The sequence below is a fragment of the Paenibacillus dendritiformis genome (assembly GCF_015845845.1).
GTDB classification, from domain to species: Bacteria; Bacillota; Bacilli; order Paenibacillales; family Paenibacillaceae; genus Paenibacillus_B; species Paenibacillus_B dendritiformis_C.
Genome location: NZ_LDIG01000095.1, coordinates 48,303 through 73,350 on the forward strand (window position 1 = coordinate 48,303; position 25,048 = coordinate 73,350).

The window sequence follows — 25,048 nt, forward strand, 5'->3', positions numbered from 1 at the left end:
GGGGTTACCATGACACAGGACAATTATTTGCAAGAGGAACCGGAAATTATTTATATCCCGGACGATGAGGGCAATGAAGAAGAATTTGAGGTCATCATGAAATTCGAAGTGGATGGTTCTGATCGGAAATATATGATGGTAGTTCCTGTTGATTCCGAAGACGAAGAGACCGATGAAGTATATGCGTTCCGCTATGAAGAAGACGGTGATGATCTCAAGCTGTACATCATCGAAGATGAAGAAGAATGGAATATCGTAGAAGAGACATTCAATACGCTGGTCAGCTCCGAGGAGGATGAAGCGTGAGCACCGATGAGGGCATCCGGTTCATTGAACGGTTGAAGAGCGTCTATGGCGATGCGCTGGAGATGACGGACGAGCGCGGGAAGAGCCGAACCTGGTCTCTTGTCGCGGAGTTCGAGTACCGCGGACGGGCGTACGCCGTGCTGCAACCGGGCGAAGGCAAGGATGCGGAGCCGGATCTGTTCCGCATCGTGCCGGAAGGCGATGGCGGCTGGCAGCTTGAGACGATAGACGATGACGAAGAATGGGAAGACGTGATGGAGCGCTACGACGAGATCGCGTTCGCCGATCAATTCTAGCCGCTTCATCGCAGACAGTGATATTGAACTCGTGAAAAAGGGCGGAGTATCCGCTCTTTTTCCATGTAGGAGCGTGGATGAATGAAGACAGGAACGAAGGTGATGACCGCTTTCCTCATTCTGATAATCGTGGCGGGAGCCGGCGTAATCGGTTATGTGTGGAACGGCATGCAGCCCCTGCCGACCGAGGATCGCGAGATTAGAGTCACTATCGAGCCGGGCACGGGAACGTCAAGCATCGCTTCCCGTCTGGAAGCAGAGGGCATCATTAAGAATGCACTTATTTTTAAAGGATATTTGAGATATAAAAATGAAGGCTCCCGCTTTCAGGCCGGGACCTATGCTTTCTATCCGGGTGTTACGTATGACGAGATTATTGCCCGTCTGAATCAGGGCGATGTCGTTCCGGATAAAATGATCCGCTTTACGATTCCCGAGGGCTATACGATCGCGCAAATTGCCGAAAAGCTGGCTGACGAAGGGTATGTGAACAAGGAAACCTTCCTCAAGCTGACGGATGATATCGCATGGTTGTCAGGGCAATCCGATTTGGCGGCGCATATTCCGACCGACGATGACATCAAGCATCCGCTGGAAGGTTATTTATTCCCGGAGACGTATGAGCTGAAAGAGGGCAGCAGCGAGGAAGAGATCATCGTCCGCATGCTGGAGGAGATGGAGCAGCGGCTAGCGGATATCTCCCCGAACTGGGAAGCCGAGCTGCAAAAGCAAAATTTAACGCTTCATCAATGGCTGACGGCCGCGTCGCTCATCGAACGGGAGGTCGTCGTCGATGAGGAGCGTCCGCTTGTGGCGGGGGTCATCTTCAACCGCATGAAGCAGAGCATGAAGCTTCAGATCGACGCTACGGTCCAGTACGCGCTGGACAAGCCGAAGGAACGGCTGTATTATAAGGACTTGGATATTCAGAGCCCTTATAATACGTATCAGATTGACGGCTTGCCGCCGGGTCCGATCGCGAGTCCGAGCAGCGCGTCGCTGGAGGCGGTGCTGCATCCGGAGCCTTCCGACTATTTGTTCTATGTGACGAAAAAAGACGGCAGCCACACTCATTTGTTCGCCAAAACGTATGAAGAGCATTTAAAAAATATCGAGCAAAGCAAACAGACAGCAGGGGAATAGAAAGTGGGGAAGGAACGATGACGTATCAACCCGAATTGCTCGTCACCGCCGGCAGCACGGAAGAGGTCGCGCGTCTGCTTGAAGCCGGCGCGACTGCGGTCGTGGTAGGGGAAGAGAAGTACGGAGTGCGTCTGCCGGGCAACATGACGCCCGATCGCATTGAAGCAAGCCTGCCGCATGCGCACGCCCGCGGGGCGAAGCTGTATGTTGCGGTGAACAATATATTTCACAACGACAGGCTTCAAGATTTGGCCGACTATTTGCGCCGCCTGGAGCAGTTGAAGGTGGATGCGATCGTCTTCGGCGATCCTGCCGTGCTGATGACCGCGCGCTCAGCCGCGCCTTCGCTGAAGCTGCACTGGAATGCCGAGATGACGTCCACCAACTACAAGACGGCGAAATATTGGCAGAAGCGCGGTGCGAGCCGCATCGTCGCGGCGCGAGAGCTGAATATGGAACAGGTGCTGGAAATGAAGCAGCAGCTGCCGGACATGGATGTGGAGATTCAAGTGCATGGCATGACGAATATTTATCATTCCAAGCGGCATCTGGTGAATCATTACTTCGCGCATATCGGGGAGCATAACGAGATCGGCCGTACCGATATGAGCCGGAAGCTGTTCCTTATTGAGCAGGAACGTCGGGAAGAGAAATATCCGATCTTCGAGGATGCGAACGGCACGCATATTATGAGCTCGGATGACATCTGCGTGCTTGAGGATCTGAAGCCGCTGCTGGACGCGCGGGTGGACAGCTTCAAGATTGAGGGGCTGTTGAAATCCGTATCCTATAATGAGACGGTCGTGAAGGTCTATCGGGAAGCGATTGACAGTTATCTTCGCGATCCGGAGCAGTACCGTTTCAAGGAAGAGTGGATGGATCGCATCCGGGCCGTACAGGATCCGGAGCGCGAGCTGTCGTTTGGATTTTTCTATAAAGATCAGGTGTATTGAGAAGGGAGCGAACAGCGATGACAACCGAAGCGAAGCCTGCCAAATGGAAAGGCAAGCGGTATCGACTGGATAAGCCCGAATTGCTCGCTCCCGCCGGGAACCTGGAAAAGCTGAAGTTCGCGATTCATTATGGCGCAGACGCCGTCTATATCGGCGGACAGAAATACGGTCTGCGCTCGAACGCAGACAATTTCAGCTTCGAGGAAATGCGGGAAGGCGTAGAGTTCGCCCGGAAGTACGGAGCGAAAGTATTCGTGGCGACGAACATTTATGCTCATAATGAAGATCTGGAAGGCATTGAGGACTACCTGCGCCAGCTGGAGCAGGTCGGCATCAGCGCCATCATTGCCGCGGACCCGATTATTATCGAGACGGCACAGCGCGTGACGCCAGGGCTCGAGGTGCATGTCAGCACCCAGCAGTCGATTGCCAATTGGCAGACGGTCCAATTCTGGAAGGAAGAAGGCGCGCCGCGCGTCGTCCTGGCCCGGGAGACGAGCCTGGAAGAGATCGTGGAGATCAAGCAGCATGTTGACATCGAAATCGAGGCGTTCATCCACGGCGCGATGTGCTCCTCTTATTCGGGGCGCTGCGTGCTGTCCAATCACTTCACCAACCGGGATTCGAACCGGGGCGGCTGCTGCCAATCGTGCCGCTGGAAATATGACCTGTTCGAAGACGGGCGGCCGGATCCGGATCGGGTCGTCACTCCGGAGGAGGCTGCAGGCTCTCCGGTGCTGGAACAATTCCGGCTCGGCGTGAACCAACTCGCCCTTGCGGATGAGGAGGATCATGCCTTCTCGATGAGCTCGAAGGATCTGTGCATGATTGAACATCTGCCGGATCTGATCGATGCCGGGGTCGACAGCTTCAAAATAGAAGGCCGGATGAAATCGATTCACTACGTGGCTACGGTCGTGAACGTGTACCGCCAAGTCATCGATGCCTATATGGCCGATCCGGACAATTATGAATTGAAGCAGGAATGGCTGGACGAGATTCGCAAGGCGGCGAACCGTCCCGTCAATACGGGCTTCTTCTATGACGAGCCGGATCACGAGGATCATATCTATGAACCGGAAGAGAAGTCGGCGCCATATGACTTCGCAGGACTGGTCATGGACTATGATCCGGCGACGGGCATGGCGACGATCCAGCAGCGGAACCACTTTAAGCCGGGGGCGGAAGTCGAATTCTTCGGCCCGAACGGCACCTTCTTCAAGCAAACGATCGACAAGCTGTGGGATACCGAGGGCAATGAACTGGATGCCGCACGCCATCCGTTGCAGCTTGTGCGAATGAAGGTCAACGAACCGGTTCGCTACTTCGATATGATGCGGAAAAAGACAGCAAAGGCCTAACCGAATCTGAGCCTGCTCCCATTCAGGGGGGAGGCTTTTTCTATTTATAACTTTAACAAACTTTTGGGCCTCAGGTGCGCCATTCGTATTTGTTCGGATGTGCAATATCCCTTCTGCTCAGAAAATGTGTTCAATGCAGTCTTGGCTGCCTTAAGAGCGCTATCCCCGTGGGGCAGGAAGTCATCAAGTATGCCGTGAATGCTCCATATGAGCAGAATCCCCGTTGGATAGGAAGTTAACTAAGCACAATTTAGTTTGTGAACCAACTTCTCTTGGGCGGTTGGCAGTTTCCATTAAGACTAGTGTAGGAATCTGACTGGTTGGGAGACTCAGCAAAAGATATGCCGTACCTGAACGGTTGGGAGAATATTCATAAGATCTGTGCCAGGACATCCTGAGCGCTGGAAGGACAACAATAAGGCAGGAATCCGGGAAGGGCGATTTAGCTGCTTCATTATATTAGCGTTTTGTACTATGCAATTTCATTTTGTTACATATTTAGTCACAAAATCGTGGATGCGCTTCCAAATATGAGAAAGGGATTTTGTACGGAGCTGTCGAAGTAGTGCATAAGACATAGTTGTAGGTACAATGACCTTGATATTGTGTTGGAGGAGAGGTGCTGTCCATGCGTACACCATTAAGCGAATCCGAACCGCTTCAGGCCGGGGAACAGCGTGCTTCTGGTACGAGACATTCTTTCCATCCGCTGCGTTCGGTCGGGATGAAGCTGTTTCTCATCTTTTTCGTAAGTATTGCGCTTCTTGTCGGTTCTGTGGGGCTGTTCTCGTTTTTTCAAGCGCGAAGCATCATCCAGAGCCAGAGCGCTCAGGCCCAGGAACAGACGTTGATTCAAGTGGGGGAGAAGCTGGATTTGTTCTTCACCAACTATTCCGAATTATCCACGCAGATCCTGTTCAACCAAGATATACAGGCCGCTTTTTTGGAAGCGGCGCTTCAGCGTGAGGGCAATGAATATGAGAAGCTCCAAAATCGGGTTCGGGTCGAGAATCACTTGAAATCCTATGTGATCGGCAATCCGACGCTGCATGGCATCTACTTGCTACCCGTGAGTGAGAAAGAGCCTTCCTTCACATCCGGCGCATCCGGCGCATCGTCGGAAGGGATTAAGGAGATGCGCCAGGAGAATTGGTTCACGGAGGCGCAGGAGCGGCCGGGAGAGGTGCTGTGGCTGCCTACGAAGGCGACAGGAATCTCCGGCGGCAGCCCGGATCCGGCGTTCGGGCTCGCCCGAGCCGTTAAAAATACATACACGGGGAAAACGCAATATGTTGTATTGGTGGAAATCTATTTGTCGGGGCTGCAGGAGCAGATCCGCTGGAAAACGGAGGAGGGCGCTTTTGCCCAGATTATCGATGCCGATGGCAAGCTGGTCTTCTCGGAGCAGACGGAAGCCGTTAGCGAGCCGCCGCGCATCCGGCTTGAGGCCGAGCCGCCGCGCATCCGGCTTGAGGCCGAGGCGGACACTGCGAGCGGGCGGGGTCGGACCTTGGATTCGAACGGGAGCGAGCTTCTTGGCGCTTATTACCGTTCCCCGGTAACCGGCTGGACATTGAACGCCTTCACGCCGTCCAGTGTGTTGCTGCAAGATACGATCACGATTCGGAATATTTCGTGGGCGGCGATCGCTATCTCGCTTGGCGTCGCGCTGCTCATCGGCTGGTATGTCATCCGGAGCATCGGCTACCCGCTTGAACGGCTGAGTCATCTGATGGAGGAGGGTGCGAGGGGGCGGCTCGGCCTGCAGATGAAGCACCGCTCCCAGGATGATATCGGGCGGGTTGCGGCCAGCTTCAATGCGATGATGGCCCGAATCGGCGAACTGGTCGGGCGGACGGAGGAGTCGGCCAAGGCCGTGCTGGCGACGGCAGGGAAGCTGACGGAGGCATCCCGCGCGACTTCTCAGTCCGCCGAGGAGATTGCGTTGGCGACGGAAGAGATTGCGCGCGGTTCGACGATGCTGGCCGCCGAAGCGGAGCGGGGCAATGAGTGGACCGGCCGCACGTCGGCGCAGATGCTGCATGTCATCGATTTGAACGTGGAAATGTACCGTGCGGCAGCGGAAGTGGAGGCGGCCGGACAGCGCGGCTCCGCATATATGGAAGAGCTTGGGCGCAAAACCGGGCTGACCGAGCGACGCATTCACGCCCTTGTCGGCAAGGTCGATGCGTTGAAGAGCGGGTCGGGGGCGATTCGCAATATCCTTGACCTGCTGACGCAGATTGCGAAGCAGACCAATATTTTATCGTTGAACGCCGCGATCGAGGCGGCGCGGGCAGGTTCTGCGGGACGCGGATTCCTGGTCGTCGCGGATGAAATCCGCAGCCTGGCGGATGAGTCGGCGCGGGCGATTGAGCATGTCAGGGAACGAACGGAAGCGATTGAACGGGAGATGTCGGAGACGATTGAGATGCTGAGCGGGGTCCGGCCGGTGTTCGAGGAGCAGCTCGCTGCCGTGCATGGAGCCGATTCGCTCTTCCAGGAAGTTCAGCAGCATATGGGCCTCTTCATGGCGAAGCTGGATCAGGCGACGGAAGCGGTCAACGAGCTGGATGAGACGCAGCGCATGCTGACGGAAGCGATGACGAATGTCGGGGCAGTGGCGGAGGAGTCGGCGGCGTCAACGGAGGAAGTCGCTTCCTTGAGCGGGGAGCAGAAGTCGGTATCCGAGCAGCTTGTCTCGTTGTCGCAAGAGCTGGAAGCCGTCTCGAAGCATCTGATGGAGCGGCTCGCCCAATTTCATTTGAATTAAAGAAATGCCGGTCTTACACTGCCCTCTATTTGAAGGGGGGCAGTTTTTTTGTATGCGTTTCCGTCGATACTGGACGTAGAAGCATATTCGATAGGATCATCGATGGAAGGAGGGTTGGCATGAAGGGGAGCAAATGGAAAATCGGCATGTCGCAGCTCGCCGGGCTGCTGTCGCTTGCCCGGGGACGCATAGCGGCGGCAAGCTTCTTGATTGCCGTCGTGCTCGGCGTCTACGTTATGCGGCTCGGCTGGCTGCAGTTGATCGAGCCGCATCGTGCCGTGCAGGGGGGCGCACATACGCTGCTGCAGCGTTCCATTATACAGCGGGAACGAGGCATTGTGCTGGATGACGGGCGGGGGCCGATCCTGGATCGCCGCGGCCGTCCCTATACCGGAGCGGCCGTGCAGGCCGCCGTCCTTTTCCCCGTTCATCGCGATTCGATATCATCCGAAGCGGTGCGCACGCTTGCGCTCTGGTTCCATACGACGGAACGGGACGTGCGGGCGCGCTGGGAGAACGCGGCCGAACCGCTCGTATGGCCATCGTCCCGCGACCGCAAGCTGCCCTATCCGCTGACGCCGGAGCAGTCCCGGCGGCTGAATGCTTCCGGCTGGGACGGGGTGCGATCCCTTCCGATCACGGTGCGGTATCCGCTCGGCAAGGATACGCCGCAATGGATCGGCTTTGTCGCGCAATCAGCCGGGGGGCAAGCCGAGACCGGCGTGTCCGGGACGAGCGGAATGTCAGGATTGGAGCGGTCGTTCGAGCCGTTGCTGCGGAGTCTCGGACCTACGATTCTCGTTCATTATACCGATGCGGATCAGCGCCCGCTCTATGGCCTCGACGTCCGGCTCCGCCGTCCGGACAATCCGTATTATCCGGTGCAGCTTGTCACGACGGCGGATCGCGAGATCGAGGCTGCTATCGGGCGAGCCGCGGATGAAGCGGGGATGAAGAAGGGCTCTGTCGTCGTGCTCGATGCGGCGACGCGCGATGTCGTAGCGATGGTGTCCCGCCCGTCCGCCGACCCGAATCATGTGACGCCGGAGGAGGAGAACTGGAATAACCGCGCAGTCAAGGCGCTGCCCCCGGGCTCCGTGTATAAGCTTTTCATCGCCGCTGCCGCGCTTGAAGCTCAAGTCACGGATCCGCGGGAGCAATTCCATTGCAGCGGAGACTATGGCAAATACGGCCTGTCATGCTGGCTTAAGGACGGGCACGGAACATTGTCGCTGCGCGAAGCGCTGGCGGAATCCTGCAATGTCGTCTTCGCCGAGCTTGCCGAGCGAATGAGCGCCGCCGATCTGGAGACGTATGCCAGGCGGGCAGGGCTGGCAGGCACTGTCGGCATGAGTTCTTCGGATGGCCGCGGGCACAACGGGTTGAAGCATTTTGACGGAGAGGAGACGAGCCGGATATTTGCGGCGGGAGAGGATAACGGGATGATAGACGGGGGAGAGCGGGCGCAGCTTGGCATAGGACAGCGCAATGTGCGTCTGACGCCGTTGGCGGCTGCCAATTACGTCGCCACTCTGCTTCAGGACGGAGCCGAAGGGGAGCCTCGCCTCGTTCAGGAGCTCCGCTATGCGAACGGGCTTTCCTTCGCCCGCTTCGCTGCCGGAGCGGGAAGCGAACGGGTGATGAAGCCGCAGACGGCGAGACAGATACGCCGTTGGATGGAGGATACCGTCGCCTACGGGACGGGGCGGTCGCTTCGCCAAGCGGCGTGGCGGCTGGCGGGCAAGAGCGGAACCGCACAGGCGGATGCCTACGGAAGCGGACGGCTTCATACGTGGTTCGTCGGGTATGGTCCGGTCGAGAAGCCCAAATATGCGGTCAGCGTCGTCTTTGAGGATGAGCCTGCCGGGACGTCCCACCACCGGGCAACCGCCTTGTTCGGCAAAGTGATGGATTTGCTCGCGGCCCATGAAAATTCCGGCTTGCCGAGCCGCAGCACGCGGTAACCGCCTGTTCAGGCTTGTCCTGCGCGCTGCGCTTCGTGCCGGCGGGAAAATTAATTATTGTCCGAATCCCGCGCGGCTCCGTCATTCGCCGCCGGTCCTTCCGGAAACGGGGAGGCATCGAACTCTTCTTTTGGCATACGAATCCATTTGTTCAAATACCCTTGATCATAGAGAGCCTTGACCAAAATAAGAAGAATAGGCGACAGCACGACCCCGACGACACCAAATAACGACAAAGACAATATCATAAAGGAGAGCATCGTAAACGCAGACACGCCTAACGTATTGCCCGTAATTTTCGGATCCAGTATTTGCCGAGTGATCAGCGTGACGCCCAGAACGACAGTGAGCCAGATGGCGAGCCAGCTGTTCCCCGCGATGAACAGGTATACGATCCACGGAATAAAGATGACCGGAACCCCGAGCAGCGGCAGCAGATCGAACAAAGCGGACAAGAGGCCGATAAGAAACGCATTGCTCACGCCAAGAAGCAGCAGCGAGATGAAAATGATGCCGAACGTAATCGAGATCAGCTTCAGCTGCGCTTTCAAATAGGCCGCAATCCCTTTGATGACATTTTCCTTCAGGAACGTATAGGCATGTCGAAATGTTTTGGGCGTATGGGTGCGCGCTGCTCTTCTCCATGTATCGATCTCAATGCTGAGGAAGTAAGCCAGTATAATCGCGATGCCGAAATTGACGGTGAACGCCGAGAAGGAGGAAATATTATTGATAATCCAGCTTAAAAAATCGAGCGCGATTTGCGAGCCTTTTTTCGCTATCGTGCCGACGTATTCATTCAGGCGCACGGTCACGTCTTTGGGAAGCGCCTCATATTTCTGATGAAGGAACGCCGTAATATTCGCAAATTCCTTTTGCAGAACTTCAATATATTTGGGCATTCTCTCCTGGAGCTCAATCGCCTGCTTCATCACAATGAAGCCTAGGCCGAAAATGGCGCCCAGAATGAGCAGAAGAAACAGCCCTACCGACAGGGCGGAAGCGATCGCCTTGTTGACGCCGCGTCGATGGAGAAATCCGGCTAGCGGTTCAATAAGCATGAACACGATGAAGGCAAGGAAAATAGGCTTGGCGATGGAATACAGATAACTGAAGCTATACATGATGAGGAAGATCGTCAGTACAAGCAGTCCAATGTCAAAAGCCGTTCTCCAATATTTGCGGTAAAACGCGATCATGAATATAACTCCTTTGCTCCCTATTCTTTTCTTGGATCCCATTGTACACGAAAATGAATTCCAGTGCCTATTCTTTCATGATATGTTACAATAAACTTATCGCCTCGCAGGGGTATAGATATAAGAATGAAACGGGGAAATTGGGATGGAAATCATTTTATTATGGTGCTTTTACATCCTGACGTTTTATGCGTTTCTACCAGGTATCATCAGCCGATTATTCGGTTTCCGCGTGTTCCAGAAAGGCAGATCGGATTCGAAGCTGGCGCTGACGTTCGATGACGGGCCAGATCCGGAATATACGCCGCAGCTGCTGGATCTATTGAAGAAATACAACGCCAAGGCAACCTTCTTTGTCGTTGGCATCCACGCGGAGAAGCACCCCGAATTGCTGAAGCGAATGAGCGATGAGGGGCATTTGATCGGCATCCACAACTACGTCCATAAATCCAACTGGCTGATGCGTCCGAAAACGGTGAAACAGCAAATTCGCAAAACGTCGGATATTATTATGTCCGCTACCGGACAACGCTCGCACTATTATCGTCCTCCGTGGGGGATTGTCAATTTATTCGATTATGGCAATCTCGGTCATCTTCAAATTATTCTCTGGTCCGGCATGTTCAACGATTGGCGGAAGAAGGTCGGCGAGGAACGGCTGTTCCGGCGCATGATGAAGCGGTGCCGGGGCGGAGAGGTTCTGCTCCTCCATGACTGCGGCCATACGTTTGGCGCCGATGAGGAAGCTCCGGGGATCATGCTTAAGGCATTGGAGCGGTTTTTGAAGGAAGCGGCGGAGCGCGAGCTGTCCTGCGTTCGAATAGATGAACTGATCAAGCAGACCGAGAAGGAGAAGATCAGCAATCCTTCTTGGTTGAAGCGCGCTATCATCAGCGGCTGGCTGCTCTATGAGAAGGCGTTCCACGTGCTTTATGGCCTCAAGACGACCAATCGGCAAGATCCCGTGTTTCATTTCCGGGTCCGTCCGTATCATGGGCAGACGATTCAATTGGATGACGGCATCGAATTGAATCGGGACGATGAGATACTGGAGCTTCATTTCGATAACAAGCGGCTGTACGAGATAGGCCGGCGCTCGCGGTCGCCCGTCCAGCTGGCGATACAGATGATCCGCGCCGTCGAGAAATCGCTGCCGGAGCTTGCGGATTATATTATGGATCGTCCGGAGCTGAAGGCAAACGTGAAGGCGTTGTACGGCGTAAGCATGATCCACCGGGGGCCGGAGCAATTCGGGTTCACCGTGCGGGAGCTGCCGCGAGGCCTGTTCTCCTGGTGTACGCGCCGCTATTTGCGCCTGCTGATGAGCGTCATTCATCCTCAAGGGAAGATGAGACTGAGGGAACACTCGGAACAGATGGTTCCCAAAGTGATGGTCATGTCCGTCCAGACGCTGCTTACCCGGTACGGCAAATCGCGCAAGCCGGTGATGGAGCCGCAGCCGATGATCATCTTAGATAAAGGAATGGAAAAAGCGACGCACTATTTGTAAAATTTTTAAAAATAAGATAACTGCTATGCCGCCCCAGTCTATTGGAAATACATAACAATAATGGGGTTTCTTTTTTTCTTTCTTTTTTTGCTCGTTGAATGCAAGGTTTATGCAAAAAAGTGAAAGAACATGCAAATGCACACCAGTGGTGGATTTTCGGATATTTTGTCTTTTGGGTAATGGACATTTTGACGAAAAATGCGACTATCCTTCGTATTCGTTATTCAGAAAACCGCGCTTTTCCCGGACTTTTCTACTATGGATGATAAAAAAAAGTTATCGTCATAAAACCACAAACTTTCAAATTAAAAAGCAGAAAGGGATTTACAAAACCGAAATTATAAAGTAGTATTATGAAAAAATATTCGTTTCCAGCTTATGAAATGGGGGGTTTTTGCAAACTTATTTGACCATTGTTCTATAAAGCATTAACGAACGTTATTTACTCATCGCGATGATTTTTTATGTATACAACTTTATAACTACTTCAAGTTACAAAGGTTACAAAAAACATCAGAAATTGAACATCAGGGGGAGAATGTTGTGAAGAAAAGATTCAGCATCATCATGTGCCTGCTCCTGTCCTTGACGCTTGTGCTGTCCGCTTGCGGCGGAAGCGATAGCGGCAACGGCGATTCCGCAGGACAAGCTAATCAAGAGTCATCCAACAATGGCGGCGCAGATAACGGTACAGACGGCGAGTTGGTCTCTGACGGCTTGATTCCGGCAACGGACAAGAGCAAATCTCCAGCAACGGCGACAGACCGAAAAGATACAGCTATCATTGGCATCACGGCACCTAGCGGTATCTTCAATCCGATCTATGCTGAATCTGCATACGATGTATATGTGACAGAAGCGTTGTTCGCAGGCCTGCTTCAAATAAACAAAGACGGCACATATTCCACGGATTTGGCGGAGGATTACACCATCTCCGACGACAAGCTTACTTACACGTTCAAGCTGAAGGACGGCTTGAAGTTCAGCGACGGTTCCCCATTGACGGCGGAAGACGTGGCATTTACATTAACTCTAATGCATGACAAGTCCTATGACGGTCCGAGCGATATCATCAAGGACGCAGCTATCAAGGGCGGTCAAGAATATAAAGACGGCAAAGCGACTTCCGTCGAAGGCATCAAGGTCATCGACCCGAAAACAATCGAAGTCACGACACTCAAACCGCGTGCGCTTGCCCTGTCCGCTATCGGCAGCGGCGGAATTCTGTCCAAAGCATATTATGGCAAGGACTACAAGCAAGGCGACCTGTCTTATATGAAAGACTTGTTCACGAAGCCGCTCGGCAACGGCGCTTACAAGCTGGACAAGTTCGTTCCGGGACAGGAAGCGGTATTGTCCGCGAACGAGAACTTCCATAATGGCGTAGCGAAGATTCCGAACCTGATCTTCAAATTTACTACGGATGAGACGAACGTGCAGTTGCTGCAAACCGGTGAAACCGATATGGACATGGTTACCGTATCGAAGGACCAAGTAGAACAGCTTCAGGAGCTGGGCTTCCTGGACATCAACCTGTTCCGCACGAACGGTTACGGCTATATCGCCTTCAACCATAACAAAGAAATGTTCAAAGACAAGCGCGTGCGTCAGGCGTTGGCTTACGGCCTGGATCGCCAGCAAATCGTAGACGCGGTATACCAAGGGTATGCGGAGGTTATCGACATTCCGCAATCGAAGGACTCCTGGTCTTACACGGATGAAGTAACGAAGTACAATTTCGATTTGGAAAAAGCGAAGCAACTGCTGGATGAGGCAGGTTGGACGGTAGGAGCCGACGGCATTCGCGAGAAGGACGGACAGAAATTCAAGGTTACGTTCACCGCGTCTTCTCCGAACCCGGTCAATGACGCGATCATTCCGGTCGCTCAAGCGAACTGGAAAGAGCTCGGAATTGAGCTTACCGCAGAGCAAATGGACTTCAATGCCGTTGTCGAAAAACGTAAAAAAGGCGATTTCGACATGATGTTCATGGCTTGGTCCTTGACCCCGGATCCGCAATCGAGCGAGAATGTGTTCAAGACGGGCGGTTCCCAAAACGACATCGGATATTCGAATCCGAAGCTGGACGAACTGTTCGAAAAGGCCGGAAGCGAAGTCGACGTTGAGAAGCGCAAGCCAATCTTCAAGGAAATCTACCAAGAGCTGAATGAAGACTTGCCTTACATCTACTTGTATCAACGCCGCGATATGTGGGCAACGAACGCACGGATTCAAGGCTTCGATATGTCGCCATACCGCAAGTTTACGGCAGATTTGAGCACTATCCAAATTCAATAACGACTTCAAAGTGCTGCATACCGAATGCTCAGCCATCAGGCTGGGCATTCGGGCTTATTTCATGCTAGGAGGAATAATTATGAAACAATACGCCTTGCGGCGGCTGTTGCAGCTGATTCCGACCCTTATCGGCGTGTCGATTCTGCTGTTCGCGGTCTTCGCGCTGGCGCCGGGGAACTTTATCGATTCGAACCCGACGCTGTCGAAGGAGCGCGCAGCCGAGCTCAAAGCGATCCATGGCTTGGACAAGCCGCTCGTTGAACGTTATTTCACTTGGGCTGAAAATACGCTCAAAGGTGATCTCGGATTGTCATTGCAGCACAAACAGCCAGTCACCACGGTACTCAACCGCTATATGTGGAACTCCTTTTTGATTGCCGCTATCGTGCTTGTGCTCAGTTGGGCCATTGCGATTGTAGTCGGCGTTTTTGCCGCGATCAAGCAGCACTCTTTCTTTGACGGCATGGTGACATTGCTCGTCTTCGCGCTGATGTCGCTCCCGTCGTTCTTTGTCGGGTTATACGCCATCAAAGTGTTTGCCGTCGATTTGGCATGGGCGCCGGTCGGCGGGATGTATACGTCAGGCAGCAATGCGACAGGATTCGCGCGCTTCTGGGATCTGCTGCAGCATTTGGCGCTGCCGGTTGCCGTGCTGACGGCCTTGAGCGTCGGCAGCTTGACCCGTTATTTCCGGACGAGCATGCTGGACGTTATCCGTCAGGACTTCATTCGAACAGCTCGCGCCAAGGGGCTGAAAGAACGCACCGTCATCTTCAAGCACGCTTTGCGAAACGCTTTGCTTCCTGCGATTACGCTGCTCGGGATCGAATTGCCAGGGTTGTTCTCCGGCGCCATTATTACGGAGAAAATCTTCAACTGGCCTGGTATCGGCCGCATTAACTTGGACGCAATCAATGCCCGTGACTACTTCCTGTTGATGGGCTTCACGATGTTCCTGGCTCTGCTGACGATGCTGGGGAATTTCTTAGCAGATTTACTTTACAGAGTCGCCGACCCTCGTGTCCGGATGAAGTAGAAAGGGGAGTTATTTGTGTCTCAAACGGTAGCTGAATCCGTTAAAGGAGCTAATGTGCGCCAGGCCAAACCGGCTTCCCCGTGGAAGCTGGCATTCAAGCAACTTCTGAAAAACAAATTCGCGGTAACGGGAGCAATCGTCGTTGTACTTATGTTTGTCATCTGCTTCCTTGGACCGCTTGTGTCTCCATATTCGCTGGAGACGATGAATATCAAGAACGGCAACAAGCCGCCAAACGCCGCGCATTGGCTCGGCACGGACAATCTGGGCCGAGACATTCTGCTGCGCGTCATGCTGGCGGGCCGGGTCTCTTTGCTCGTCGGTCTCGTCGCCATGGCGATCTCGGTAACGCTGGGCAGCTTGATGGGCGCGCTCGCCGGTTACTATCGCGGATGGGTTGATACAGTCATCATGCGTCTTGCCGACATTATGATGTCGATTCCAAGCTTGCCATTACTTATTATTCTCGGCGCGATCTTGTCGGATATGAAGGTTCCGCCGGAGAAGCGGATTTATCTCGTCATGTTTTTGCTCGGATTTATGGCGTGGCCGAATTTGTCCCGTCTCGTGCGCGGGCAAATCTTGATGCTGCGCGAGCAAGAGTTTATGCAAGCCGCCGAAGTGCTTGGCCTGCGTGACCGACGCAAAATTTTCCGCCACTTGCTGCCAAACACGGTGCCGATCATTATCGTCGTGGCAACCTTGCTGGTAGGCAGCTCCATCTTGTACGAATCGGTATTGAGCTATTTGGGTCTCGGGGTCGTACCGCCGACGCCTTCATGGGGCAATATGATTTCGGCCGCGAACAATATGATAGACTTCAAGAAGCGGCCGTGGCTGTGGATACCGCCAGGGGTATGTATATTCTTGACGGTTATTGCCATCAACATCATCGGGGATGCCCTGCGTGACGTGCTCGATCCGAAAATGAAGAGGTAGGAGATACGATATGGCAAACAATTTGATCGAATTTCGCAATCTGCGGACGAATTTCTATACCAGTGGTGGCGTCGTAAAAGCGGTCAATGATGTCAGCTTCTCGATCAAAGAAGGCGAGACGCTGTGCGTTGTAGGCGAATCCGGCTGCGGCAAAAGCGTTACAGCCATGTCATTGATGCGGCTCGTCGCGCCTCCGGGGAAAATCGAAGGCGGAGAGATTATTTATAAAGGGCAAGACCTGTTGAAGCTCAAAGAACGTGAAATGCGTCAAATTCGGGGCAATGAAATCTCGATGATTTTCCAGGAACCGATGACGTCGCTCAACCCGGTCTTGAAAATCGGAGAACAGCTCGTCGAGCCGATTTTGCTGCACCGGGGCGGAACGAAGAAGGAAGCGCGCAAGCGGGCGATCGATCTGATCGAACTCGTGGGCATTCCGCGCGCGGAGCAAATTTTCGACGCGTATCCGCATGAGCTGAGCGGAGGCATGCGGCAGCGGATTATGATCGCGATGGCCTTGACCTGCGATCCGAAGCTGCTCATCGCCGACGAACCGACGACGGCGCTGGACGTTACAATCCAGGCGCAGATTCTTGACCTGATGCGCGACATTAAGAGCGAGTTCAAGACGGCGATTATGCTGATTACCCACGATCTTGGCGTCGTGGCCGAGATGGCTGATCATGTTGTCGTTATGTATGCCGGCAAAGTCATTGAAGAGGCGCCGGTCATCGAATTGTTCCAGAATCCGAAGCATCCGTATACCCAAGGACTGCTGAAGGCGAAGCCGATAATCAATGAGCGCCGGGAACGGCTCTATACAATTCCCGGACAAGTTCCGAACCCGGTTGAACTGGGCAACAATTGCTATTTCAATGACCGTTGCGAGCATTGCATGGCGGTGTGCACAGAGAAGCAGCCGACGCTCAAGACCTATGAGAAAGGACATAAGGCGTCATGCTGGCTGTATGAGAAGGAGGGGAAAGCACAATGAGCCAACAAGCGCTACTCGAAGTTGAAGATCTAAAAAAATATTTCCCCATCCAGGGCGGCCTCTTCTCGCGGACGGTCGGACATGTTCGTGCGGTTGACGGAGTCAGCTTCACCCTGCACAAAGGGGAAGCGCTCGGCTTGGTAGGTGAGTCCGGCTGCGGCAAGTCGACCACGGGACGGACGATTCTTCGCCTGCTGGACAAGACGGAAGGGAAAGTCATTTTTAAAGGCACTGATATTCATTCATTAAATAAAAAGCAATTGCGCGGCATGAGACCGCAAATGCAGCTTGTATTCCAGGACCCGTACAGTTCCTTGAATCCCCGCATCAAGATCGGGGACGCGATTGGCGAACCGCTGCTCGATCACGGGCTCGCCAGCAAGAGTGAAATTCGCGACCGCGTCAAAGAGATTTTGACGATTTGCGGCTTGGCTCCTTACCATATCGATCGCTATCCGCATGAATTTTCCGGCGGTCAGCGCCAGCGCATCGGAATTGCGCGCGCGCTCATCATGAATCCGGATTTCATCGTGGCGGACGAACCGGTATCTGCCCTTGACGTATCGATTCAGGCGCAGATCATTAACCTGCTGAGCGATTTGCAGGAACAAAAAGACTTGACTTACTTGTTTATTTCGCATGATTTGTCCGTTGTCGAACATTTGTGCAACCGCATTGGCGTTATGTACTTGGGTTCGCTTGTTGAATTGGCTCCGCGCGACGAGCTGTTCAAGCGCCCGCTGCATCCATATACGCAAGCGCTGCTGTCGGCCATCCCGATTCCGGATCCGACGCGCAAGTCGGAGCGGATCGTGCTTCAGGGCGACATTCCGAGCCCGGCCAACCCGCCAGCCGGGTGCAAGTTCCATACGCGCTGCCCGTTTGCCAAAGATATTTGCAAGCAAGCCGTACCGGAATTCCGGGAAGTGGCCAGCGGACACCATGTGGCGTGTCATCTGGTAGAGTAGTCAAGTTCCAGTCATCATGGCATACACCCAACTTGGAAAGCAAAAGCGCGGATGCAACTCCGCGCTTTTATTGGTTATTCGGTTATGGAACGAGGCTCCATTTCGACGCCAAATATAACAGCGCGGCAGCCTCTTGGCGCGTCATCGCTTGCCTGGATTTATAATCTGCCGCTCCGTCGGCTGACAGGGATACCTCCGGGCCGTAAAGTTTCATGCCCACAATAAATTTGACCGCTTCTTCCGCCCAGGCATCTGTCTTCCCGGTTGTTGTGCCTTCGACCGGCTTGGCCCCCATGGACAGCATGACCCTGAAGAGGATGGCCGCTGCCTCCTGCCGGGTGATCTTCTCCTTCGGCCTGAATAATTGATCCCCAGGCGCTGCAATAAAGCCGTATTCCACAGCGCTTTGAATCCATCCCGCTTCCGGGAGCGCGTCGATATCTTTGAACAGCGCGGCATTTTTGGAAGCAGGAATCCCGATCCATCTCATCACCTGCTCCACAAATTCCGCTCTGGTCAACGGCTCTTCCGGGCCGAAGGCTCCATCCGCTTTGCTCTTGACGATGCCGAGCTGATGCAAGCCATGTATATATTCGGCATAAGGGTGCGCATCACCGATATCGGTAAAGCGCTCAGGCGTGCCGAGCTTTTCTGCCCAGGCGGTCGGGTCGGCATTGGAGTACATATACGCAATCGACCCGTCCGGATTTGCTTTGAAGGCAATCTTGCTGCCATGCTCATCTTCGAATAAGAGAGGATCGATGGGTTTGGCCGTTTGCTTGCCCATTATATTTTCAAGGACAAGCTGCCCATCCGGGGCCGCATGAATGCGGGTAATCAGGTAGCTTATCCGCACATCGCGATAGACCCCTTCGAACCGTCTCAATTGGTCTCGAGTTAGCGCAAGATAGGCTTGTTTTTCTTTCTCTTGCTTTGGATAATACCGATCCATAAAAGCCTTGAATATCATGTCACGCAAATTTTCGGACTTGTTATACACGATAAATGCGCCCGCGTTTTGCTCCGGCAGCCGCCACATCCATGAGGTGAAGCCGCCAGGCGCCGCACCGCCCTTGCCAATCACGTATTGTCCGTTGTAGTGGTCCTGAAGCGCATATTCAAAACCGTATGCCATATTCGGTACCTTCGGATGAATCGCGAGATGGGTCTTGCCCATCTCGTTGACGGTGTCTTCCTGCAGAATGCGGCGGTCGCCCAATTTCCCCTTATTCAAGTAAGCCAGCATAAATTTGGCCATATCGCTTCCGGTCGTTAACATGCCGCCATGTGGCATATCATTCGGGACAAAATTATAAAGCGGCGTTGCTTTGTTGTCAGGCCCGTAACCGACAGCCAATCGCGGGACAAGATCCTGCGTCAACAGAAAATGGCTGTCGTTCATGCCGAGCGGCTTGAAAATATGTTCCTTCATATACTTTGAACGGAACTCCCGCCACCTGTTGAACGATGTAGCCTTGGAGCATGGACGCCATATTATCGTATTTATACACTTCCCCCGGTGTTCGGGTAACGGCAGGCATCCACTTTTTCACATAATCTTCGAGCTTCACTTCTGAAGCCAGATCATACGATATCGAATCTCCGACAGGGGGATCGACGACATCGAACCCGGTCGTATGCGTCAATAAATGCTCCATCGTGACGGGGGATCCGATATCGTTCTTCATTTGGATGTCCCCCAAATAATGCTGAACATCGCGATGTAACTCGATTTTCCCCTGTTCGACAAGCTGCATTACCGCCGCTGCCGTAAAGACTTTGGAGACCGATGCGATACGAAACAAGGTTTTCTCGGGATCGACAGGAACTTTTTTTTCTGCGTCCGCATACCCATACCCTTTCTGCAGCAGCACCTTGCCGTCTTTTACCACCACAAAAAGCGCTCCCGGCACACCTAGCGCCTTGACATCCCGCCTCGCGAAAAATTCGTCGGCAAAGGCTTCCACGTCCTGGGCGTTCATTGCTCGCTGTAACTTGCTTGTTGGGCTTGCTGCCTGGGTTAATGCCTGAACCGGGGCAATGTTAGGCGAAAGCGTGGAAACCAAGAACAACCCGGCCACCAGAGCTATGATTTTTTGCCGGCAACGTGCATTTCTCATGATGAACTCTCCTTTCTCTGCTTCATAAGCGCGATCCTTTCTCAAGGACAACGTCCATTGTATAATTCCAATCTGTCCCTGTTCTTTCACCTTCCTTACATTAAACTTACAAAAAAGCGAGGACGGCCATACGTTCGGTTCAATAAATGACATTCGATAAAGCCCAATAAAAAAGCTGCCGGCTTCGTACGAAGTCAGCAGCTTGACCGGCTGCAGCGATTGGCTGTTTTATTTGAAAAGAAAAAGCGCGGATTTATTCCGCGCTTGAATGGTGGTGTTATGAGGTTCCCGGAGGCAAGGAAGAGCCCGCCGGGAACGGCGTGTCAGGCTGAATATTGTCCGGCGAGCAGATGGCGGGAGACAATGTCCGATATGAATTCGATAAAGTCCCAGGCATCATTGACAGGCTCCGTCCGCACGAACTGCATGCCATATGCTTCAGCCAGCCGCTTCGCGTCCTCGCCGAGATCGTGATAGACCTCGACATTGTCTGTCAGCGAGGTCAGCTCGCAGAGCACGACCGCTTGGCAGCCATGGCCGGCCGCTTGCCGGATGACATCCTTCACATCCGGGCCAAGCCAGCGCTGAGGCGCGGGCAGTCCGCTCCGGTAGGCGATGTCCCAGCGTCCGCTCTCCGCTTCCTCCGCGATGAGACGGGCGAGGCGGCCATATTGGGCGATAAACGCCGTATGGGCCGAAGGCAAGCCGGGCTTGCTGTGCACGGTGAAGATGACCCGTGCCGAAGGCAAGCTGGCGGCAGGGAGCCAGCGGTAAGCATCGCGCAGGCGGCGGGCGAGCAGCCGAATGAAGGCGGGATGCTCCTGCCAATTCGCTACTGCGGTTAGCCGGATAGGCGGCTCCGCTCCATCTGCCGTCCGCGCGGCTTCGTGCATATACATGCCGGCTCCGGCGCCGAAGGGGGACAGATGCAGCAGCGCCAGCCGGGATATGCCGTCGGCTGCCGCTTGCCGCACCGCTTCGGAGACGAAGGAAGGCGAGTGCTTATAGCCGATATAGACGGGGACCGGAGCGCCGCATAGCTGCCCGAGACGCCGCGAGATTGCTTCCGCCTGTCTCGCGGTTACCGCATAGAGCGGATCGCACGCCGCCGTCCGCCGGTAACGGCTGACGCCTTGGGCCAAGGCGTCGGGAGAGCAGCGGCCGCGCATAATATGCTCGTACAGCTGCGGCACATCATCGATCGAGCGGCAGGCGCCATAGGCGGCCAACAGGACCGCCTGCGCCGGTTTGCCCGTATCCGGTGCTGCCGGCGCTTCAGTCCCTGCCGCTGCCGGCCGGGGCGCCTCTGCTGTTACCCGAGGGCCGCGAACCCGTTCACTCATGATCGGCCTCACCGTCCTTCCACAAATCCGGGTGAAGCCATGCCGACATATGCAGCATGCCGTCGACGGTATAACGATTCGGCGCGAGGAGATCTTTGGCCTTCATCGTCATGATGCGTCCCTGCCGTACGGCCGTCAGTGTATTCCACTGCGGATCGGATTTCAAGCCGGACAGCCATTCTTCTCCGGTGCCGTCCCAATCCCCGAGAACGATATAATCGGGATCGATCTTGATCAGATCTTCGATCGACGCTTTGATCGATTTGGCGATGCCGAGCGCATCCGCCGCAGGCTCCGCTCCGGCAAGCCGGATCATATCGTAAGCGATATTGCCCGGCCCGATGACATAAGGACCGGTATTCGGGCCGACGGGGGAGAGCACCAGCACGGACGGCTTGGCCGTCAGCTTCGCTGTGCGCGCCGCCGCCTGCTGCAATTTGGCCTCGATTTCCTCCGCGATAAGCGCTCCCTTTTCGGCTTCTCCCACTGCCTCGCCAATTTTCCGATAGTTCCCCATCACCGCTTCAAAGGTGCCCCACTGATCAAACGTAATGACATTGACGCCGGCTTGGCGGAGCAATTCCTCGGCATCGCTCTCGGTATGATGAACCTTCGTCAGCAGCACGAGATCCGGCTGGAAGGACAGGATCGCCTCGGGATCCAATCCGATCGCCCCGCTAATCGGGTTGGCGATCTGCTTCCCGATGTCCGCGTTGACCGCGAGATACGGGTTGGAAATGCTCTTCGGAATCGCGACCACCTGTGCGGGATCGATGAATTCCAGGACGGCGTCCGCCGTATCCAGCGATACGGGCGCGACCTTCAGCTTCTCATCCGCTTCTTCCGCAGAAGCGCCAGCAGAAGCGGGAGCGGATTCCGGCACCGTGGTCGAAGCGCCGGACATTCGGTTGGCCAGGATCGCCGCCAAGACGATGACGACGATGACCGCCGCCAGTCCGATTATCATGTTCCGCTTCGATTTGTCATGTTGTCTCATCTAAATAAATTCCTCCTGGTTAGCTAATGATGTTGTACATCGATGGTTCGAACTCGGGGTCCGCCTCGTCAAAGGCGAGAACCGAGAAACCGCCCGTCCCGTGCTCGCGGCGGATGACGGCGCGAATGCCGTATACCGTATAGAGATGCTCCGCGGTCAGCACTTCCTCCGGCGGGCCGAACGCCCGGATGCGGCCCTCGTGAAGCAGCAGCAGCCGATCGCAATAGCGGGAAGCCAGCGACAGATCATGCAGGGAGGCGGCTACCGCCAAGCCTTCGCGGGCCAGCCCGCGCAGCAGCGACAGCGTGCGAAGCTGATGGCGGATATCGAGCGCGGAGATCGGCTCATCCAGCAGCAGCAGCTGCGGCTCCTGCGCCAGTGCTTTGGCGATGAAGGCGAGCTGGCGCTGGCCGCCGGAACATGCGTGGATATAACGGTCCTGCAGCGGCTCAATCCCGCATTGACGCATGGCCCGCTCGGCGCAGCCGATATCCGCGGCGGACAGGCTGCGGAAGAGGGAGCGATGGGGATGGCGGCCCATCGCGACAATCTGCCCGACCGTGAAGTCGGCGTCCAGCGAGCAATCCTGCGGAACATAGCCGATGAGCCGGGCCCGCGCCGAGGCGGAGTAGGCGGCATGCGGCCGGCCGCCGATCAGCAGCCGCCCCCGCGCCGGGCGGAGCAGCCCGCACAGCATGCGGATGAGCGTCGATTTCCCGCTGCCGTTGGGGCCGATAATGCCGACGAAGGAGCCGCACCGAAGCTCGAACGAGATATCATGGATAATGGCTCGGCCTTCGATGGAGCACGACAGCCGCTCCGCTTGCAGCAGCTTGTCCGTGCCGGGCTCCGTCCACCGTTTTTCTTTCATTCCAGATTCTCCTTTCTTCGACGCAGCAGCATCATGATGAACAGAGGCGCGCCGATGCAGGCGCAGACGACGCCGACCTGAAGCGTAACCGGCTGCAGGATCATTCGCGACGCGAGATCCGCCAGCACGAGGAAGGAAGCCCCGAACAGCGCGCTGAGCGGGATCAGGTACCTGTGGTCCGCTCCGGCCAGCAGCCGGATCAGATGCGGGATGACCAATCCGACGAAGCCGATGATCCCGCTGACGGAGACGGCGGTTCCCGTCAGGAGGGAGGCGAGCAGAAGGATGGCGTAGCGCGCGCCCTGCACGGGAACGCCGGATGCCTGCGCATGCTCGTCGCCCAACAACAGCAGATTCAGCGTCCGGCTGAACAGCGCGATAAGGATGACCGCTATCGCAACCGGGAGCGCGATCAATTGCACATGCTCCCAAGTCCGCGCCTCCAGCCCGCCCTGAAGCCAGAAGACGATGCTGCGCAGCTGCTGCTCATGGGGCGCGCTCGCAATCACGACATTGATGACCGCGGACAGGAGCGCATTGATGCCGATGCCCAGCAGCAGCAGCGTCGTCACATTCGGCTTGCCGCTGGCCCGCCAGATGGCGAGGATAAGAATGACGGCCGCCAGTGCGCCGGCGAAGGCCGCCAGCGGCAGCGCGTAGGAAGCTTGCTGCGCGAAGCCGGAAGCAATCACGAGGACGGCCCCGGCCGCCGCTCCCGAGGAGACGCCGAGATAGCCCGGCTCCACCAGCGGATTGCGGAACACGCCCTGCATGGCGGTGCCCGCCACGGAGAGAGCGGCCCCGACCAGGACGGCAACCAAGACGCGGGGGAGGCGGATCGCGGTGACAATCGTCAGATCGCGCTCCGAAATGCCAGCATGGTCCAGCCATCCGAAGGCGTGCAGGATGGCCTGCAGCGTATCCGCGAACCGGATGGAGACGGGGCCGATGGAGCAGCCGGCGATGACGGATAAGAACAATGCCGCCAAGCCTGCGGCGCCAAGCAGCGCGATGCGCGCATGTTCGCGGGCCGGACGGCGGCGAAGGACGGGGGGATGGCTTGGGCTGCTTGCTTCAATCTTGGAGTACATAGATACCACCTTTCCCGTTCACAACAAAAATAGTCTAATACAAATAAGTTGTATTAGGTAAACATTTATTACTATAGCGCATGCCTGAAAAGCCGTCAATGGATGAATCGAATCGGGCGAATTCATGTTGGTCCCCGTATCTCCATCGGGACTGGAAGACGTTCAACGTATAGACGTGTTCGGCATGGCGAGGTGCGGCAATATAAATGGGGGACCACGGAGAATCAGCAAAGAAATAGGGGGGGCGGAAACGGCAAAAAGGAGGGTGTCTTATACGCGATTGGGGTGACGGGTCCACCGAGAATGTGGAGGCGAGAAAAGGCGAGAATAGCGGGAAACGGCAAGAAAAGCGAGGAAAGGTGGGGAAAGCGAGAAAAGGTGGGGAAATACGGCGAGGGAAAACTGGCGGCGGGCAAGGTGAGGGATGATAGATGAGGCAGCAAAATCCTGCGTAAATGCAGCAATTTGCGCGATTTCAGCCGCAATTTGATGAAATTCCTACAAAACTACATTATTTTCACACTAGCGTTGCATCGAGCGGTTAGTTCATAATCTAATTACAATTAACATCTATATATGATATATATTTACATCTGCAATGTCCGCGCTAAGTCTAAAAAAGTCGAGCTGGAAATAGACCCTGCGCGTTATCCATTATATGTAAAATTATTTTTCGTTTGTCATTACCTCACAATCAGTTTCGGTTTCATCGACTTCGTTGCCTTTTTCGGACGTCTCCCATTTCGCTTTGGTCGTCCCCTAGATGTTCGGGTCGGCTTGCGGTTGAGTGCAGCGATCAAATTTTCCCATGGTTTTTCCGCATAGATGCGAATCAACTGAAGGAGATCCCATGTCGACTTATTACAGTCCAATGTTAGTTTAATTA

The 25,048-nt window shown here is 55.0% G+C and carries 19 protein-coding genes and 1 pseudogene; 13 read left to right on the forward strand and 7 right to left on the reverse strand.

Annotation, left to right across the window (positions count from 1 at the left end; translation table 11 throughout):
• Window positions 1-9 precede the first annotated feature (9 nt).
• From ABD76_RS07810 to ABD76_RS07840, 7 genes are all read left to right on the forward strand, one after another.
• Window positions 10-306, forward strand: a complete 297-nt coding sequence (locus ABD76_RS07810) for a DUF1292 domain-containing protein (protein ID WP_168182241.1) — start codon at window positions 10-12, stop codon at window positions 304-306.
• Complete coding sequence (locus tag ABD76_RS07815) at window positions 303-602, forward strand: DUF1292 domain-containing protein (RefSeq protein WP_197255737.1); 300 nt, start codon at window positions 303-305, stop codon at window positions 600-602. Before ABD76_RS07810 ends, ABD76_RS07815 begins: the two co-directional genes overlap by 4 nt.
• An 81-nt stretch (window positions 603-683) precedes the next feature.
• Window positions 684-1,745 (forward strand): endolytic transglycosylase MltG, encoded by a 1,062-nt coding sequence (mltG, locus tag ABD76_RS07820; protein WP_197255739.1) that lies wholly within the window; start codon window positions 684-686, stop codon window positions 1,743-1,745.
• A gap of 17 nt (window positions 1,746-1,762) precedes the next feature.
• On the forward strand, window positions 1,763-2,698 hold the full coding sequence (locus ABD76_RS07825; RefSeq protein ID WP_197255741.1) for a peptidase U32 family protein: 936 nt from the start codon (window positions 1,763-1,765) through the stop codon (window positions 2,696-2,698).
• A 17-nt stretch (window positions 2,699-2,715) separates the two neighbouring features.
• Window positions 2,716-4,059 (forward strand): peptidase U32 family protein, encoded by a 1,344-nt coding sequence (locus tag ABD76_RS07830; RefSeq protein ID WP_197255743.1) that lies wholly within the window; start codon window positions 2,716-2,718, stop codon window positions 4,057-4,059.
• A 628-nt stretch (window positions 4,060-4,687) separates the two neighbouring features.
• On the forward strand, window positions 4,688-6,832 hold the full coding sequence (locus ABD76_RS07835) for a methyl-accepting chemotaxis protein (RefSeq protein WP_242069436.1): 2,145 nt from the start codon (window positions 4,688-4,690) through the stop codon (window positions 6,830-6,832).
• Window positions 6,833-6,951: 119 nt separating this feature from the next.
• Window positions 6,952-8,796, forward strand: coding sequence for a peptidoglycan D,D-transpeptidase FtsI family protein (locus ABD76_RS07840; RefSeq protein WP_197255745.1), 1,845 nt, complete (start codon window positions 6,952-6,954; stop codon window positions 8,794-8,796).
• Between the two features lie 50 nt (window positions 8,797-8,846).
• On the opposite strand, the gene ABD76_RS07845 is transcribed toward ABD76_RS07840, so the two are convergent.
• Window positions 8,847-9,995 (reverse strand): AI-2E family transporter, encoded by a 1,149-nt coding sequence (locus tag ABD76_RS07845; RefSeq protein WP_197255747.1) that lies wholly within the window; start codon window positions 9,993-9,995, stop codon window positions 8,847-8,849.
• A 145-nt stretch (window positions 9,996-10,140) separates the two neighbouring features.
• On the opposite strand from ABD76_RS07845, the gene ABD76_RS07850 reads away from it, so the two are divergent.
• From ABD76_RS07850 to ABD76_RS07875, 6 genes are all read left to right on the forward strand, one after another.
• Window positions 10,141-11,505 carry a polysaccharide deacetylase family protein gene (locus ABD76_RS07850; protein WP_197255749.1) on the forward strand — a complete coding sequence of 455 codons (1,365 nt, stop codon included), beginning with the start codon at window positions 10,141-10,143 and terminating at the stop codon, window positions 11,503-11,505.
• 543 nt (window positions 11,506-12,048) lie between these two features.
• Window positions 12,049-13,803 (forward strand): ABC transporter substrate-binding protein, encoded by a 1,755-nt coding sequence (locus ABD76_RS07855; protein WP_197255751.1) that lies wholly within the window; start codon window positions 12,049-12,051, stop codon window positions 13,801-13,803.
• Window positions 13,804-13,882: 79 nt separating this feature from the next.
• Complete coding sequence (locus ABD76_RS07860) at window positions 13,883-14,839, forward strand: ABC transporter permease (protein ID WP_168182250.1); 957 nt, start codon at window positions 13,883-13,885, stop codon at window positions 14,837-14,839.
• A gap of 15 nt (window positions 14,840-14,854) precedes the next feature.
• Window positions 14,855-15,778: an oligopeptide ABC transporter permease gene (gene opp4C / locus ABD76_RS07865; protein ID WP_197255753.1), complete on the forward strand. Its 924-nt coding sequence runs from the start codon at window positions 14,855-14,857 to the stop codon at window positions 15,776-15,778.
• 10 nt (window positions 15,779-15,788) lie between these two features.
• Window positions 15,789-16,772 carry an ABC transporter ATP-binding protein gene (locus ABD76_RS07870; protein ID WP_197255755.1) on the forward strand — a complete coding sequence of 328 codons (984 nt, stop codon included), beginning with the start codon at window positions 15,789-15,791 and terminating at the stop codon, window positions 16,770-16,772.
• A complete protein-coding gene (locus tag ABD76_RS07875; protein WP_197255756.1) occupies window positions 16,769-17,740 on the forward strand; it encodes an ABC transporter ATP-binding protein in 972 nt (323 codons plus the stop codon). Before ABD76_RS07870 ends, ABD76_RS07875 begins: the two co-directional genes overlap by 4 nt.
• A gap of 82 nt (window positions 17,741-17,822) precedes the next feature.
• On the opposite strand, the gene ABD76_RS07880 is transcribed toward ABD76_RS07875, so the two are convergent.
• The 6 genes and pseudogenes from ABD76_RS07880 to ABD76_RS07900 all read right to left on the reverse strand — a co-directional run bounded on the left by ABD76_RS07880 (window position 17,823) and on the right by ABD76_RS07900 (window position 24,162).
• Window positions 17,823-18,779 carry an S-layer homology domain-containing protein gene (locus ABD76_RS07880; protein WP_420901931.1) on the reverse strand — a complete coding sequence of 319 codons (957 nt, stop codon included), beginning with the start codon at window positions 18,777-18,779 and terminating at the stop codon, window positions 17,823-17,825.
• A pseudogene (locus ABD76_RS29360) lies at window positions 18,768-20,013 on the reverse strand (serine hydrolase domain-containing protein); the annotation flags it as partial. The pseudogene ABD76_RS29360 and the gene ABD76_RS07880, both read right to left, overlap by 12 nt.
• A gap of 170 nt (window positions 20,014-20,183) precedes the next feature.
• The gene (locus ABD76_RS07885; RefSeq protein WP_197255757.1) at window positions 20,184-21,203 is read right to left on the reverse strand and encodes a ferrochelatase; all 1,020 of its coding nucleotides are present in this window, start codon (window positions 21,201-21,203) and stop codon (window positions 20,184-20,186) included.
• On the reverse strand, window positions 21,196-22,200 hold the full coding sequence (locus ABD76_RS07890; protein ID WP_197255758.1) for an ABC transporter substrate-binding protein: 1,005 nt from the start codon (window positions 22,198-22,200) through the stop codon (window positions 21,196-21,198). Before ABD76_RS07890 ends, ABD76_RS07885 begins: the two co-directional genes overlap by 8 nt.
• A gap of 19 nt (window positions 22,201-22,219) precedes the next feature.
• Entirely contained in the window at window positions 22,220-23,071 is an 852-nt protein-coding gene (locus ABD76_RS07895; RefSeq protein ID WP_197255759.1) for an ABC transporter ATP-binding protein, read from the reverse strand.
• Window positions 23,068-24,162: a FecCD family ABC transporter permease gene (locus ABD76_RS07900; protein WP_197255760.1), complete on the reverse strand. Its 1,095-nt coding sequence runs from the start codon at window positions 24,160-24,162 to the stop codon at window positions 23,068-23,070. Before ABD76_RS07900 ends, ABD76_RS07895 begins: the two co-directional genes overlap by 4 nt.
• Window positions 24,163-25,048 lie beyond the last annotated feature (886 nt).

Bases quoted from the DNA above. Each gene is read 5' to 3' on its own strand.
- ABD76_RS07840 (WP_197255745.1), top strand. From the start codon at position 6,952: ATGAAGGGGAGCAAATGGAAAATCGGCATGTCGCAGCTCGCCGGGCTG.
- ABD76_RS07825 (WP_197255741.1), top strand. From the start codon at position 1,763: ATGACGTATCAACCCGAATTGCTCGTCACCGCCGGCAGCACGGAAGAG.
- ABD76_RS07810 (WP_168182241.1), top strand. From the start codon at position 10: ATGACACAGGACAATTATTTGCAAGAGGAACCGGAAATTATTTATATC.
- ABD76_RS07845 (WP_197255747.1), bottom strand. From the start codon at position 9,995: ATGATCGCGTTTTACCGCAAATATTGGAGAACGGCTTTTGACATTGGA.
- ABD76_RS07895 (WP_197255759.1), bottom strand. From the start codon at position 23,071: ATGAAAGAAAAACGGTGGACGGAGCCCGGCACGGACAAGCTGCTGCAA.
- ABD76_RS07870 (WP_197255755.1), top strand. From the start codon at position 15,789: ATGGCAAACAATTTGATCGAATTTCGCAATCTGCGGACGAATTTCTAT.
- ABD76_RS07890 (WP_197255758.1), bottom strand. From the start codon at position 22,200: ATGAGACAACATGACAAATCGAAGCGGAACATGATAATCGGACTGGCG.
- mltG (WP_197255739.1), top strand. From the start codon at position 684: ATGAAGACAGGAACGAAGGTGATGACCGCTTTCCTCATTCTGATAATC.
- ABD76_RS07885 (WP_197255757.1), bottom strand. From the start codon at position 21,203: ATGAGTGAACGGGTTCGCGGCCCTCGGGTAACAGCAGAGGCGCCCCGG.
- ABD76_RS07875 (WP_197255756.1), top strand. From the start codon at position 16,769: ATGAGCCAACAAGCGCTACTCGAAGTTGAAGATCTAAAAAAATATTTC.
- ABD76_RS07900 (WP_197255760.1), bottom strand. From the start codon at position 24,162: ATGTACTCCAAGATTGAAGCAAGCAGCCCAAGCCATCCCCCCGTCCTT.
- ABD76_RS07850 (WP_197255749.1), top strand. From the start codon at position 10,141: ATGGAAATCATTTTATTATGGTGCTTTTACATCCTGACGTTTTATGCG.
- ABD76_RS07835 (WP_242069436.1), top strand. From the start codon at position 4,688: ATGCGTACACCATTAAGCGAATCCGAACCGCTTCAGGCCGGGGAACAG.
- ABD76_RS07860 (WP_168182250.1), top strand. From the start codon at position 13,883: ATGAAACAATACGCCTTGCGGCGGCTGTTGCAGCTGATTCCGACCCTT.
- ABD76_RS07830 (WP_197255743.1), top strand. From the start codon at position 2,716: ATGACAACCGAAGCGAAGCCTGCCAAATGGAAAGGCAAGCGGTATCGA.
- ABD76_RS07880 (WP_420901931.1), bottom strand. From the start codon at position 18,779: ATGTGGCGGCTGCCGGAGCAAAACGCGGGCGCATTTATCGTGTATAAC.